Source organism: Rhodococcus sp. APC 3903 (genome assembly GCF_030407755.1).
GTDB lineage: Bacteria > Actinomycetota > Actinomycetes > Mycobacteriales > Mycobacteriaceae > Rhodococcus_F > Rhodococcus_F erythropolis.
The window spans coordinates 77722-92055 of sequence record NZ_JASDCV010000021.1 but is presented as its reverse complement, the minus strand read 5'-3'; the positions used below and the strand labels follow the sequence as shown (position 1 = coordinate 92055).

Here is a 14334-nt window from a genome sequence, read left to right as displayed (position 1 = left end):
GCCCGTGAAAACACGGACGCCCGCAATGGTTGGTTCCATCCTGTCGGGTGTCGGGCGCGCTCGCCATCGGGGACCACCCTGATATCTGCAGCCGAGCCGGTCAGGGTCGCGGGAATGTGCTCTTTCTGCTTGTGCGCATTGACGAGAAACAGCGATACGAAGACCGGGCGCACATTAACCTTGTGACACCAATCACACGAGAGAGGCGGCCGAATGTCCGACGCCACCGCTGGAATCATTTTCGATCGGCTAGAGCACTGGGCGACGGTCAAGCCTGATCAAGCAGCGATGACCTTCCAAGGGACCGAATACACGTGGGCCCAGTGGCGAGACCGCATCTTGCGTATCGCCGCCGCCCTCGCCGAATCCGGCATCGGCGCCGGCGACACTGTCGCGTTCGTCGACAAGAATCATCTGTCCTGCCTCGAAGTCACCTACGCCGCCTCACTGCTCGGCGCCGCGAATGTCATTCCCAACTGGCGACTTTCGGGCGAAGAGCTGGATTACGTCCTCGCGGACTGTGGCGCTCGCATTCTGTTTGTCGGCAGCGAACTACTCCCCCAGATCGTCGCCATGCGCGACCGCTTGACGGCCGTCGAATCGATCTTCGCCGTCGGCGGGGAACACGACGAGTTCGAACCGTGGATCGACGAGGTCACACCGCTGCACTCCCGCCCCGAGGTGAGCCCCGATGCCACCGCTCTGGTTCTCTACAGTTCCGGGACGACCGGTCGGCCCAAAGGCGTACAGCTCACGCATCGAAACCTGTTCGCGCACAGCAACAATGTGCTCGAAATCCTGCCGGCCCACGAGGATCACCGATTCTTGATCGCGATGCCGATGTTTCACGTCGGCGGAACGTGCTACGCCATCATGGCAATTCACACCGGTGGGCGCTGTTACTTCACGAGAGAAGCCGACGGACCGTCGATCTTCGCCGGTCTCGCCGCCGGAGCCAACATCGCCTTTCTCGTCCCACCGGTCATTGCCGGAGTCCTGGCCGCAGGCGAGCAGGCCGTCGCCGCCTTCAAGGCATTCAAACGCATTACCTACGGCGCCGCCCCCATGCCCCTTCCGTTGTTGCGAGCAGCACTCGCGGCTTGGCCAGACACCGAATTCGTCCAGGTCTACGGCATGACCGAAATGGCAGGTGTCATTACCGCGTTGATGCCGGACGTTCACCGCGACGAGTCGCAGGTCGAGCGCATGGCATCAGCAGGCACGGCGATCCCCGGCGTCGAGATGCGTGTGGTGGACCCCGTCACGCTCGAGGACGTGCCCACCGGAACGACCGGTGAACTGTGGTGGCGATCCGAACAGTGCACCCCCGGATACCTGGGCAAGCCCGAGGCGACAGCCGAAACGATTACCGCAGATGGGTGGCTGCGTAGCGGCGACATGGGCCGCGCCGACTCCGACGGCTTCGTCTTCATCGAGGACCGCCTCAAGGACATGATCATCACCGGCGGCGAGAACGTCTACTCCCCCGAGATCGAACGAGTACTGGTGGAGCATCCGGCAATCGCCGAGGTCGCGGTCATCGGCGTTCCCGACGACCGCTGGGGTGAAACCGTCAAGGCAGTCGTGGTTCTCACTGCCGAAGCGCAGATCGACGAAGCCGAACTGATCACCTACACACAGGAACGCCTCGCAAAGTTCAAGTGCCCGACCAGTATCGACGTCGTCGAGATCCTTCCCCGCAATCCCACCGGAAAGATCCTCAAGCGCGACCTCCGCAAACCGTACTGGGACAACCGCGAACACAAACTGGTCTGAGTTCGCGTGCTGTAATGGGGCGGTGACTTCGCGCCGCCCCACCACACCCAATCCGACCGATCCGTGCCCGTGCGGCAGCGGCAACGCGTTGGCCGAATGCTGCGGAAAGTACATCAGCGGTGAAGCGCACGCACCGACTGCCGAAACCCTGATGCGTTCGCGTTACACGGCCTTCGCTGTGATGGACGACGAATATCTCACGCAGACTTGGCATCCCGCCCATCGCCCCACCGAACTCGATCTCGACCCCGACCAGACATGGCTCCGGTTGGAGATCCTGGACACCGAACGGGGCGGGCTGTTCGATTCCGACGGCGTCGTGGAATTTCGCGCTCACTACACATTCGGGCGCGAGCGGGGAATGCTCCACGAACGCAGTCGATTTGCGCGAACAGAGGGTAAGTGGCTCTACGTCGACGGCGATATCGGTTAGGTAACTCCGGGCACCGCCGCCGCGGATCCCGATAACACGAGCCCTACGATCGAGTCATGACAACGAACCGGACGAGATCATTTGCCGCTGTCGCTGCCATCGCAGTGGGCGTGAGCCTGACTGCCTGTTCGCAGGACGCGGAGACCACTCCCACGGCAGCCACCTCGGCCGTCACCTCGACCTCGAGTGCAGCAGCGTCGACCACAGAACCAGTCCCGACGGACAGCTCCGACAAGACGTCGGCTGCGGGCACCGAATCCAAGCTCACCGTCGTCGACATCCGAGTGGGCGAGCACGACGGATTCGATCGTGTCGTCTACGAAATGGGCGGAACCGGCACACCCGGATGGCGCGTCAAGTACGTCGACGCGGCGACACAGGAAGGCAGCGGTAAGCCCGTGGACATCAAGGGTGCCGCAGTGATCCAGGTCCTGATCGACGGTTCCGCCTATCCCTTCGACAGCGGAGTCGAGCAGTACTCCGGCCCCAACCCGGTCCCCGGTGTCGGCGGAGTCGTGACCGAGGTCAACGGGTCCAACGTCTTCGAGGGAGTCACGCAGTCGTTCATCGGCGTGACCGAAAAGCAGCCGTTCACGGTCACGACGCTCAGCGACCCTCCGCGCGTGGTGGTCGACGTGGCCCGCTGAGGCCGCACTTGACCTGAAGTTTGGTTGAGGTTCTACCTTCGTGTCGTACCGGCCACGTAATCTTCGTGGCCGGCGACCGGAGGGGCGAAGTCATGAGTATGGAAGTCACCGCGTGGAACGCGATGTACAACGCGATGCACGCGCAAGAAGATCGGCGCCCGTTCTCGAAGGCGACACTGAAGCGGATCGCGACGTTCGCAGTTCCACAGAAACGCAACCTCAGCTGGTACCTCGTACTCAGTGTTGTCACTGCTGCGCTTGCCGTGGCAACACCCGTCCTGGCCGGGCGCGTGGTCAACGCGATAGTCGGCGGCGACGCCGTCGACGTGGTCGTCAAACTTGCCGCCCTGATCGCACTGGTAGCACTTCTCGAAGCCGCTCTGGGACTGTTGACCCGGTGGCTCTCGGCCAGCATCGGCGAAGACCTGATCCTGCATCTGCGCACCACCGTCTTCGATCACGTCCAGAAGATGCCCATCGCGTTCTTCACCAGAACTCGAACCGGAGCACTGGTCAGCCGTCTCAACAACGACGTCATCGGCGCTCAGCGCGCCTTCAGCGACACCTTGTCCGGAGTGGTCAGCAACCTGGTCACCCTGGTGATCACGCTGATCGTCATGCTCGGGATCTCCTGGCAGATCACCGTCCTCGCGCTGCTACTTCTCCCGATCTTCGTCATCCCCGCACGGCGCATGGGCGCAAAACTTGCAGCACTCAATCGTGAAGCAGCCAACCATAATTCGCTCATGAGCACCCAGATGACGGAGCGGTTCTCCGCTCCCGGCGCGACTCTGGTCAAGCTGTTCGGCCGCCCGTCGCAAGAGTCGGCGGAGTTCGCGGTTCGCGCCAGGCGTGTGCGCAACATCGGAGTCCGGACCGCAATGCTGCAGTCCGTCTTCGTCACAGCACTGACGCTGGTCTCGGCCCTTGCTCTTGCCCTCGTCTACGGACTCGGCGGCTTCTACGCGCTGCGCGGACAGTTGGACGCAGGCGCCGTCGTGGCGATGGCACTGTTGTTGACGCGGCTGTACTCGCCGTTGACCGCACTGGCCAGCGCCCGGGTCGATGTCATGAGCGCCCTGGTCAGCTTCGAGCGGGTATTCGAGATTCTCGATCTGGCGCCGCTCATCACCGAGAAGCCCGATGCACGCACGGTGCCGCAGGGCCCGGTGTCCGTCGAGTTCAAGAACGTCACTTTTGCTTACCCGTCTGCCGACAAGGTGTCACTAGCTTCTCTGGAGGAAGTCGCGATCCTCGACACCCGCGGCGGCGAGGACGTGTTGCACGACCTGTCTTTCCGCACGGAAGCAGGGCAGATGGTCGCCCTGGTCGGCACGTCCGGCGCCGGAAAGTCGACCGTGGCGCAGATGATTCCGCGCCTCTACGACATCGACTCCGGTTCGGTCGAGTTGGGCGGCGTCGACGTCCGCGACCTCAGTGCCGATTCCATCCGCGAGACCGTCGGCATGGTCACGCAGGACGGGCACCTGTTCCACGAGAGCCTTCGATCCAACCTGCTCCTTGCGCGACCGGATGCCACCGAAGAAGATCTGCGCGAGGTTCTGGAGCGAGCACGGCTCACCGACCTGGTTGCGTCGCTGCCCGACGGACTGGAGACCGTGGTGGGTGAACGCGGTTACCGCCTCTCGGGCGGCGAGCGTCAACGCCTGACCATCGCACGACTGCTCCTGGCCCAGCCTCGCGTCGTCATCCTGGACGAGGCCACCGCGCATCTCGACTCGACGTCGGAAGCCGCGGTTCAGGAAGCACTCGGCGAAGCACTCGCCGGACGGACTGCGGTGGTGATCGCTCACCGGTTGTCGACGATCCGTTCCGCCGACCTGATCCTTGTCGTCGAAGCAGGCCACATCGTCGAGCGCGGCAACCATGAGGAACTGCTCGCGCGCGGTGGCCGCTACGCCGAGTTGTACCGCACGCAGTTCGACACCAACGCCCGGAAGAACGGCGCCCTCGCACCGACGCCGATCTGATACCGCGCAGCGCCTTGCCCCCACACACAGAAAACAGGCGCTGTCCTCCTCGCGGAGGGCAGCGCCTGTTTCAGTCTTTATGTCAGTCGTTGAAGCTGTAGGTCAGTCGTTGTAGCGATCGCGTCCGCCACCGCGGCGGTCGTCACGTCCACCGCGATCGTCCCGGCCACCACGGTCGCCACGGCCACTCGGACGTCCCTGCGGCGGGCCGAAATCAGGCTGCAACTGGATCAGGACGCCGGAGATGCGTGTGCGACGCAAAGCTTCGAGAGTCTCGTTGGAGAGGTCGGCCGGCAGCTCGACGATGCTGTGATCCGGGCGAATGCTGATGTGCCCGAAGTCGCTTCGACGAAGTCCACCCTCGTTGGCGATGGCACCGACGATGGCACCCGGAACGACGCGGTGACGCTTGCCGACTGCAATGCGGTATGCGGCCAACTCCTGGCCCTCGGGTCCACGCGAGCGAGGAGCCGGGCCGTCGTCGAAACGACGAGGGGGACGCGGTTCACGCGGCTCGCGCTCACGACGCGGCGGTGCCGGCGGCTCGGGAGAAAGCAAGAATGCTTCGCCGTCGCGCGACTGCAATGCCAGAGCGGCAGCGATGTCGATGAGCGGAACATCGTGTTCCTGGTCGTAGTCCTCGATCATCTTGCGGAACATCGCGAGATTCTCCGAGGCCAGGCTCTCGGTGATGGAGTCACCGAACTTGGCCACGCGCTGGGCGTTGACGTCGTCGACACTGGGAAGCTGCATCTCCGCAAGCGGCTGACGCGTCGCCTTCTCGATGGACTTGAGCAGATGACGCTCACGCGGAGCGACGAACAGCAACGCGTCACCCTGACGACCGGCGCGGCCGGTACGACCGATGCGGTGAACGTACGACTCCGTGTCATGCGGGATGTCGTAGTTGACGACGTGGGAGATTCGATCGACGTCGAGGCCTCGAGCGGCAACGTCGGTCGCGACAAGGATGTCGAGGGCGCCGTTCTTGAGCTGACCGATGGTCCGCTCACGCTGTGCCTGGACGATGTCGCCGTTGATCGCGGCGGCCGAGTGCCCGCGGGCCCGCAGCTTCTCCGCCAGGTCTTCGGTGGCCTGCTTGGTACGGACGAAGATGATCATCGCCTCGAATGCCTCGACCTCGAGGACTCGGGTCAGTGCATCGAGCTTGCGCTGATGAGCAACCTGAATGTAGCGCTGCGTGATGTTCGAGGCGGTCGACGTCTTGGACTTGACGGTGATCTCGACCGGATTGTTCAGGTACTGCTTCGAGATCCGGCGAATCGAGCCGGGCATCGTTGCGGAGAACAGGGCGACCTGCTTGTCGCCGGGGGTGTCGCGGAGGATGCGCTCGACGTCCTCCTGGAACCCCATCTTGAGCATCTCGTCGGCCTCGTCGAGAACGAGGTACTTGAGATTGGTCAGATCCAGGGTGCCCTTTTCGAGATGGTCGATGACACGACCCGGGGTACCGACGACGACGTGTGCGCCGCGGCGCAGGCCGGACAGCTGGACGCCGTAGCTCTGGCCACCGTAGATCGGCAGCACGTTGAGTCCGGGGATGTGCGCGGAGTACTTGCCGAATGCCTCGGCAACCTGAAGCGCCAGCTCACGCGTGGGAGCAAGCACCAGCGCCTGGGTCTGCTTGATCGACGTGTCGATCCGCGACAGGACTGGAACTGCGAAAGCTGCGGTCTTGCCGGTACCGGTCTGTGCGAGACCGACGACGTCCTTGCCTTCGAGCAGCGGCGGAATGGTGGCAGCCTGAATGGGCGAGGGCGACTCGTAGCCCACGTCTGACAGTGCCTTCAGTACCCGATCATCGATGTCGAGGTCGGCAAATGTTGGGGGTTCGGGGTCACGCTCAATATCACTCATTTGACCAGCAGTTTAGCGGATAGAGTATAGACACGACGACATACCGGGGGTGCATTTACGACAGATCCACCCTCCCAGCGGGTTTCGCCTAGCGTATGGAGCATGACCGAAGCCACCGTTGCCACCCCCGCCCAGACCGTTGTCGCGATTGCCCAATTCGCCCCGGGGACGGACAAGAAAGCCAACCTCGAATCACTGCGATCACTGGCTTCCGATGCAGCAGCACGGGGCGCGAAAGTTGTCGTGGCGCCGGAATACTCGATGTTCACCGCACCGAAGACGGATGAACGACTGATCGAGTCCGCGGAGGACCTGGACGGCGAATTCGGTTCGGCACTGGCGGCGGTCGCCGCGGAGTTCGGAATCTTCCTCGTAGCGGGAATGAACGAGCGGATCGACGACGTGAGCAGAATCTCCAACACCCTCGTCGCGATGGACCCGAACGGCGAACTGGTGGCGACCTACCGGAAGCTGCATCTCTACGACGCATTCGGCTACCAGGAGTCGGCCGTGATCCGTGCCGGCGACATCACGGAACCGCAGACTTTCGGGTGCGACGGCCTGACCTTCGGCCTCCAGACCTGCTACGACCTGCGCTTCCCGGAAGTCACCCGGCGCATCGTCGACGTCGGCGCGGACATCCTGCTCCTGCCCGCCCAGTGGGTGCCCGGGCCACTCAAGGAAGACCACTGGACCACTCTCGTACGCGCCCGGGCCATCGAGAACACGATGTACATCGCAGCGGCTGACCAGAGCGCGCGCGGCGGCGCGGGTGCCAGCATGATCGTCGACCCGATGGGCGTCGTGATGTGTTCACTGGGCGAGCAGGTCGGGGTTGCCGCCGCGACTGTTTCGGCCGCTCGCATCGCCGAAGTACGCGAGAAGAATCCCGCTCTCGCGCTGCGGAGGTTCACTGTCTCGTCGCGGTGACCTGCAGCGGGTAGCGTCGAACAGGTCGGGGTTCGAGCTTCTCGAGGACAACGCAGTGACCCAGTATCGGGATCGATCTTCCGCCGGCAAATTTCTGGCCGGGCGGCTCGAGTCTTTGCGTCTCGACAAGCCTGTCGTTCTCGGACTCCCACGCGGCGGAGTACCGGTCGCAGCCGAGGTGGCTGCGGCACTGAACGCTCCGCTGGACATCGTGGTGGTGCGCAAGCTCGGCAGTCCGTACAACCCGGAACTGGCGATGGGCGCCATCGGTGAGGGTGGCGTGCGGGTCCTCAATCACGACGTCATCGCAGCGGTTCGCGTCTCGAAAAGTGAACTCGCCGCCGTCGAACGCGACGAACGAACCGAATTGGAACGGCGAGCGCGGCTCCTGCGCGAGGGACGGACCCCGGTTTCCCTCCACGGACGCACCGCAGTGATCGTCGACGACGGAATGGCCACGGGTGCGAGTGCCGCCGTTGCCTGCCGCTGCGCGCGCACCGCGGGTGCTGCCTCCGTCATCGTCGCTGTCCCAGTTGCCTCCCCTGAAGCAATGAGAGTGATCGCGTGCTCAGCTGATCGGGTCGTCTGTCCCTTCGTTCCTGCCCTGCTGGGCGGCGTCGGTGCTGCATTCGAGGACTTTCATCAACTCAGCGACGACGAAGTGCTGACCTTCCTCGCCTGAGAGGACACCCCTCCAGCCTGAGCGCAGTCCAAGAGATCTCTGAGAATTTGTGATGTGTGCAACATTTCGCTCCTCGGTGCCGATAGCCCAAATGGAACAAAAAGAATTCGGCTTTCTGGAGGAACCGTGACCATCTCGACCGATACCGTCGACGCCGTCGCAGCTGCGTGCCGTGACCGCCTGGGCGACCCTTCCGCCTGGGTTGCGTCAGACGCTTATCGACAGAGCCTCGCCCTGTGCATCATCGAATCCGTTCAGTCCACGTCGGGCCACAGCGAAGTGACCGTCGTAGATCGCTACCTGGCGTACCGGAAAGCCCGCGAAGACAAACCCGTCACGGACGGCGCACGCGAACTACTCCGCACCTTCGAGGAAGCCGGGAGTTCGGACCAGTGGGCAGGCAAGATCGGCTCGTACAAGCGTCGCTACACGGCGACGGGTGTCCCGATCGAGGCACGTCACATCCAACAGGTCGCCGAAAAACTCCATCACTTGCGGATCAACAGCGTCGAGGACCTGCTCTCTGCTGCCGATTCCGACAACGCTCTCGACGCGGTTCACCTTGCCTGGGTGGACGCCTGCGGAGACGGTTCCGAAGTGACCTGGGCACACCTGTTGATGTTGGCCGGAATTCCACACACCGATCTGGGTACCGCTGCCGACACGTTCATCAGCGCAACACTCGGCACCACCGAGTTGCCAGGAGACACCTCGGAGATCCTTGCAGCTACTGCAGAGCAACTCGGAGTGGATCCGGACCGATTGGACTACGCAATTCGCCGGTGGTTGTCCGTGCACGGCCGCATGCTCCAACACGTCGCCTGAGTACCTGTAAACAAGCGGTCACACTAAACTGCAGGTCAGCGCCCGACCAGTTCTACCGAATAGTAACGACAGTGCAAAATGACGACTAATGTGATGCAATGCACATCAGAAATGTCAGTAGTCACTGGAGGGGTCAATAGTGCGCGAGTTCTCAGTTCCACAGTCGTTCTCAATTCCGGAGAACGTATCCATGGCCGACTCCGTGTTCCGTCACGCCGAAGAAGACCCCACATTCGTGCCGTTCAAGAGGCCGTCGAACGGTGGATGGGTCGACGTCACTGCAGCTGAATTCGCGAAGCAGGTCTCCGCAGTTGCCAAGGGCCTGATCGCTTCGGGCGTCGAGCTCGGCGACCGCGTCGCTATCCTGTCAGCAACTCGCTACGAGTGGGTCGTTCTCGACTACGCCATCTGGACTGCCGGCGGATGCACCGTCGCGATCTACGAGACCTCCTCCCCTGATCAGGCGCAGTGGATCCTCGAGGATTCCGCGACAACACTTCTGGTCGTCGAAACGGCCAAGCACGCGGAGACTCACAAGGAAGTCACCGACGGTGCAGAAGCCCTCCGCGAGGTTCTGGTCATCGAGTCAGGTGCTATCGACGAGCTGTCCAGTCGCGGTTCGGCAATCACCGACGAAGAACTGCACACTCGTCGTCACCAGGTCACCGCTGCCTCGCCCGCGACCCTGATCTACACCTCCGGAACCACCGGACGCCCCAAGGGTGTCCAGCTGACGCACTCCAACTTCTACGCCGAGTCCAACGCCTGCCGCCTGGCGATGCCGGAGTCGATGGTCCCCGGCAAGAAGACGCTGATGTTCCTGCCGCTCGCCCACGTATTCGCGCGAGCGATCTCCTTCGGCGCTTTCGACGCCAAGGTCACCGTCGCCCACACGTCGGATCTGACGACGCTCCTCGAGCAGTTCGCCGGTTTCAAGCCCAACTTCATCCTCTCGGTACCGCGCGTGTTCGAGAAGGTGTACAACTCGGCTCGCCAGAAGGCAGTCGACGGCGGTAAGGGCAGCATCTTCGACAAGGCTGCCGCCACTGCCATCGAATACAGCGAGTCCCTCGAAAAGGGTGGCCCCGGGCTGGCACTCAAGCTCAAGCATGCGGTATTCGACAAGCTCGTCTACTCGAAGTTGCGCGCAGCTCTGGGCGGCGAGTGCGAGCGTGCAGTCTCCGGTGGCGCAGCCCTCGGCGCGCGTCTCGGCCACTACTTCCGCGGCGTCGGCATCCCGATCTACGAGGGCTACGGACTCACCGAGACCAGCGCCGCAATCACCGTCAACACCTCGAGCGCGCAGCGCGTCGGCACCGTCGGCAAGCCGATCAACGGCCATGCAGCACGGATCGCCGAGGACGGCGAACTCCTCCTGCAGGGCCCGGTCGTGTTCGCCGGCTACTGGCACAACGACAAGGCGACGGCCGAATCGATCGTCGACGGCTGGTTCCACACCGGCGACCTCGGATCGATCGACAACGAGGGCTACGTCTCCATCACCGGGCGCAAGAAGGAAATCATCGTCACGGCCGGAGGAAAGAACGTCGCACCGGCAGGCCTCGAGGATTCCCTGCGTGCGCACGCTCTGATCAGCCAGTGCCTCGTCGTCGGCGACGGTCAGCCGTTCATCGGTGCACTGATCACCCTCGATCCGGAGACTCTGCCCGGTTGGGTCGAGCGCAACGGCCTGCCCGCCGGCACCGCTATCGCGGATCTGGTGAAGAACGCCGACCTGATCGCCGAGATCGACTCGGCCGTTGCCGACGCGAACAAGAAGGTCTCCAACCCCGAGCAGATCAAGAAGTACACGATCCTCGAGGTCGACTTCACCCAGGAGACCGGTGAATTGACGCCGACGCTCAAGCTCAAGCGCAACATCATTCACGAAGCTCACAAGACCAAGATCAGCGACCTGTACGCCTGATCGATCGTCTTTCACGAGTCTGGCCCGGTTCGAATGCGAACCGGGCCAGACTCGTTTCACTGTCCGGCGGAGAGTAGTTCCTTTTCGATCTCGGATGGAAGGCCGTGCACCGCACGATCCTCCCGCTGGGTCGGCAGAGTTTCCCGTTGCATCCATTCCCAGGTATCGCGCACGGTGTCTTCGACGGGACGGCACCGCAACCCTGCCCGCGCCGCCTTGGCAGTGTCGGCTTCGAGGAAACCCGCGAACTCGCCCTCTTGCGGGACCCAACACGGCAGTTGTGTCCACGGTTGCGCTCCCGCTGCTGCAAGTCGGTCCTCGTCGATCCACACCAACTCCGCACCCGAACCGGTGGCGTCCATGCACGCCTCGAGGAGCCCGGAGGTAGTGGTGTGCCCGGACGCACTGATGACGTCGTATGTCCCGCTGATTTCGGCCGCCAGTCCGGACAGGACAAAAGATGCGATGTCGCGGGCATCGACGTACTGCAACGGTCTGGTCGGCGCTCCGGGAGCAACGACGCGTCCGCCCTCAGCGATGCGCTGCAACCACCACGGCAACCGCCCGATGTCCTCGTGCGGGCCGAGGATCAACCCTGCCCTCGCGAGCAGCGCGTCCGGGAAGGATTCCAGGACAGCGAGTTCGGCCCCGCGTTTTGCGGACGCGTAATCGCTGTTGTCATCGGACGTCGCAGATGCGGCAACCACCGGCGAGCCCTCGTCCACGTGCAAGCCCCATTGGTAGACGGATCCACTGGAGATGTATGCGTACCGGTCGACGTGACCGTGCAAGACGCGTGCATTCTCACCGACCACTCGGGGGCTACCCGACCAGGTGTCGACGACAAAATCCCATCGACGATCACCGAGCGCCTCAACCATCGCTCGCTGATCGGTGCGATCCGCGAACAGAACCTCCGCGGTAGGTGGTGGCGCTCCGGTGAGCCCCCGATGGAGCACTGTCACTTCCCAGCCCCGTGCCAGGGCGTCGTCGACGAGGGCACGGCCGAGGAACCGTGTTCCTCCGAGCATCAGCAGCTTCATGACGGCCATCGTCACTCGAAAAGCGTCGTGCAGCAACAAGTTCGTCTGGTAGCGCAATTTCCGACGAGTGAGGGTCGGACGAAGCGCTCAGATACCCCGTCCGGGATTGAGAATGCTCTTCGGATCGAATGCGGCCTTCACCGCAAGCATCAACTGGCGTTCGGTCTGGCCGACCATGTCTGCCATGTACGGCGCTTTGAGAACCCCGATACCGTGTTCACCGCTGATCGTTCCGCCCAATGCCAGTGCGCCGGCAACGATATCGTCGAAAGCTCCGCGCGCACGATCCTGCGCTCCCGATTCGGCAGCGTCGAACACGATGGTCGGGTGGAGATTGCCGTCGGCGGCGTGGCCGAAGGTTCCGATCGTGACACCGTGGCGATCGGCCGCTTCACGAATGCATCCCAACATGGACGGCAACGCCGGCACCGGCACCGCGACGTCGTCGAGAAGTACCGTGCCCAATGCCTCGAGAGCGGGCAACGCCATCCGGCGGGCGGCAGTGAACTCTTCACCTTCCACCGGATCGTCGGTATGGAAAACCTCTCGAGCCCCGGCACTTTCGCACGCCGCGGCGCAGTCCGCTGCCTCGGCGGCCGCCGACCTACCGTCGCACTGGATGAGCAGCATCGCCCCGGCCGATTCGTCCAGCCCCATCTTCGTCAGCCGATTGACCGCGCCGATGGTGACGCCGTCCATCAACTCCATCTGACACGGTTCGGCCACTGCCGACACGGCGAGGACGGCATCGATCGCGGACTCCGCGGAATCGAAGAAGGCGACGACAGTGGTCGCGGCAGTGGGCGCCGTACGCAACCGCATCGTAGCTTCGACGATGACCGCGAGAGTTCCCTCCGAGCCCACGAGCAGATGTGTCAGGTCCAGCCCCGCAACATTTTTGCGCGTCCGTGCACCGGTACGGATCACACGCCCGTCGGCGAGTACCGCCGTCAGGGCCGCGACGTGATCACCGGTGACGCCGTACTTGGCGCAACAGATGCCGCCTGCATTTGTCGCCAGATTGCCGCCGATACTCGAGATGGCCCGGCTTCCCGGATCCGGTACGTACCAAAGACCCTGCTGTGCAGCAGCTTCCGCCAGGTCACCATTGATCACTCCGGGCTCCACCGTGGCGGTGCGCGCGGCAGGATCGATCTCGAGAATGCGATCCATGCCCGCGACGCTCAAGACGATGCACCCGTCGAGCGCATTGGCAGCGCCGGCCAACCCGGTACCTGCCCCTCGTGTCACCACCGGAACGGAGAGTTCGTGCGCCACCGTCATAACCGCGACGACGTCGTCGACCGTCTTCGCCTTGACCAGCGCGGCGGGTCTTCCGGCTGCAGTGAGCAGTGATTGATCCCGGACGTACGCGCCCATCCGGTCGGGATCGGTTGTCGCCCTGTCCCCCAGCGCTTTCTGCAAGCGTTCACCCAACAGATCGATACTCGTGGTCATTCCGTTCGTCCTTCGTAGAATCCGCGCACATGGCGCTCGACCAAATCGGCGGCCTCGTCAGCTGCGCCGCGCTCGATCGCGTCGGCGATACCCTCGTGCTCGGCCAGCAGTGCGCCGAGCGTGGCCGCCGAGTTCTCGCGCGAGTCGAGTTCGCTCAGCAGGTAGCCGGCGATGCTGTCGCGGAGAACCGTCATGACCAACCCGAACGCCTTGTTTCCGCCCGCTCCGGCGAGCGCAACGTGAAAGTCGACGTCGGCGTCGTGGAATGCGACCGAGTCGTCGGCAAGTGTTGCGATGCGCATTCGCTCGATCGCAGCCCGGGCGTCCTCTGGCACGGCGGCGACGGTTCGCAGCGCAGCAGCTTCGAGCAGCACTCGCAATTCGACAAGATCGCCGAGCGGAACCGCGCCCACTTGCAGTGCCGTACTGAGAGCGGTGGCCGCAGAATCGGCGGTGTGCTCGTGCGTCACCCGAGGCCTGGCAGTCGAGGTGGTGTCCGCGCCGGTCAACAATCCCTGTGCTTGCAGGACACGAAGTGCCTCGCGCACCGTCGATCGACCCACCGAGAAGGTCTGCGCGAGTTCCTGTTCGGTCGGCAACGCCTCGCCGACGGGAAGCGAGCCGTCGAGTATGGCAGCACGGATTCTTCCCGACACGGCAAGGCTGAGCGGCATGCGCGACAACGGAGTCGTATCCATGCCGCGACGCTACCACCCCTTGCCTGCTTGTCTGACAAACTGTTTA

The 14334-nt window shown here is 63.6% G+C and carries 12 protein-coding genes; 8 read left to right on the top strand and 4 right to left on the bottom strand.

Features of this window, described 5'->3' with window-relative positions; genetic code table 11:
• Window positions 1-213: 213 nt before the first annotated feature.
• From QMA15_RS25735 to QMA15_RS25720, 4 genes are all read left to right on the top strand, one after another.
• On the top strand, window positions 214-1776 hold the full coding sequence (locus QMA15_RS25735) for a long-chain-fatty-acid--CoA ligase (RefSeq protein ID WP_020908422.1): 1563 nt from the start codon (window positions 214-216) through the stop codon (window positions 1774-1776).
• Between the two features lie 22 nt (window positions 1777-1798).
• Window positions 1799-2209, top strand: a complete 411-nt coding sequence (locus QMA15_RS25730) for a YchJ family metal-binding protein (RefSeq protein ID WP_021344960.1) — start codon at window positions 1799-1801, stop codon at window positions 2207-2209.
• A 56-nt stretch (window positions 2210-2265) separates the two neighbouring features.
• The gene (locus QMA15_RS25725; protein ID WP_019749302.1) at window positions 2266-2856 is read left to right on the top strand and encodes a hypothetical protein; all 591 of its coding nucleotides are present in this window, start codon (window positions 2266-2268) and stop codon (window positions 2854-2856) included.
• Between the two features lie 92 nt (window positions 2857-2948).
• A complete protein-coding gene (locus tag QMA15_RS25720) occupies window positions 2949-4847 on the top strand; it encodes an ABC transporter ATP-binding protein (protein ID WP_290287072.1) in 1899 nt (632 codons plus the stop codon).
• A 102-nt stretch (window positions 4848-4949) separates the two neighbouring features.
• Here the strand turns inward: QMA15_RS25720 and QMA15_RS25715 are convergent, their stop codons facing one another.
• Window positions 4950-6725 (bottom strand): DEAD/DEAH box helicase, encoded by a 1776-nt coding sequence (locus QMA15_RS25715; RefSeq protein WP_003945121.1) that lies wholly within the window; start codon window positions 6723-6725, stop codon window positions 4950-4952.
• Window positions 6726-6827: 102 nt separating this feature from the next.
• Between QMA15_RS25715 and QMA15_RS25710 the strand changes: the two genes are divergently transcribed.
• The 4 genes from QMA15_RS25710 (at window position 6828) to QMA15_RS25695 (ending at window position 11089) form a co-directional block, all read left to right on the top strand.
• A complete protein-coding gene (locus QMA15_RS25710; protein WP_020908425.1) occupies window positions 6828-7655 on the top strand; it encodes a carbon-nitrogen hydrolase family protein in 828 nt (275 codons plus the stop codon).
• A gap of 55 nt (window positions 7656-7710) precedes the next feature.
• A complete protein-coding gene (locus QMA15_RS25705; RefSeq protein ID WP_029255786.1) occupies window positions 7711-8337 on the top strand; it encodes a phosphoribosyltransferase family protein in 627 nt (208 codons plus the stop codon).
• Between the two features lie 126 nt (window positions 8338-8463).
• Entirely contained in the window at window positions 8464-9162 is a 699-nt protein-coding gene (locus tag QMA15_RS25700) for a hypothetical protein (RefSeq protein WP_019749306.1), read from the top strand.
• Between the two features lie 139 nt (window positions 9163-9301).
• Window positions 9302-11089: a long-chain fatty acid--CoA ligase gene (locus tag QMA15_RS25695; RefSeq protein ID WP_019749307.1), complete on the top strand. Its 1788-nt coding sequence runs from the start codon at window positions 9302-9304 to the stop codon at window positions 11087-11089.
• A gap of 56 nt (window positions 11090-11145) precedes the next feature.
• Here the strand turns inward: QMA15_RS25695 and QMA15_RS25690 are convergent, their stop codons facing one another.
• From QMA15_RS25690 to QMA15_RS25680, 3 genes are all read right to left on the bottom strand, one after another.
• Window positions 11146-12132 carry an NAD-dependent epimerase/dehydratase family protein gene (locus QMA15_RS25690; protein WP_279164054.1) on the bottom strand — a complete coding sequence of 329 codons (987 nt, stop codon included), beginning with the start codon at window positions 12130-12132 and terminating at the stop codon, window positions 11146-11148.
• An 87-nt stretch (window positions 12133-12219) separates the two neighbouring features.
• Entirely contained in the window at window positions 12220-13590 is a 1371-nt protein-coding gene (locus QMA15_RS25685) for an FAD-linked oxidase C-terminal domain-containing protein (protein WP_195790704.1), read from the bottom strand.
• The gene (locus QMA15_RS25680; RefSeq protein WP_021334305.1) at window positions 13587-14288 is read right to left on the bottom strand and encodes an FCD domain-containing protein; all 702 of its coding nucleotides are present in this window, start codon (window positions 14286-14288) and stop codon (window positions 13587-13589) included. The genes QMA15_RS25685 and QMA15_RS25680 overlap by 4 nt, the downstream gene beginning before the upstream one ends.
• Between the last annotated feature and the right edge of the window lie 46 nt (window positions 14289-14334).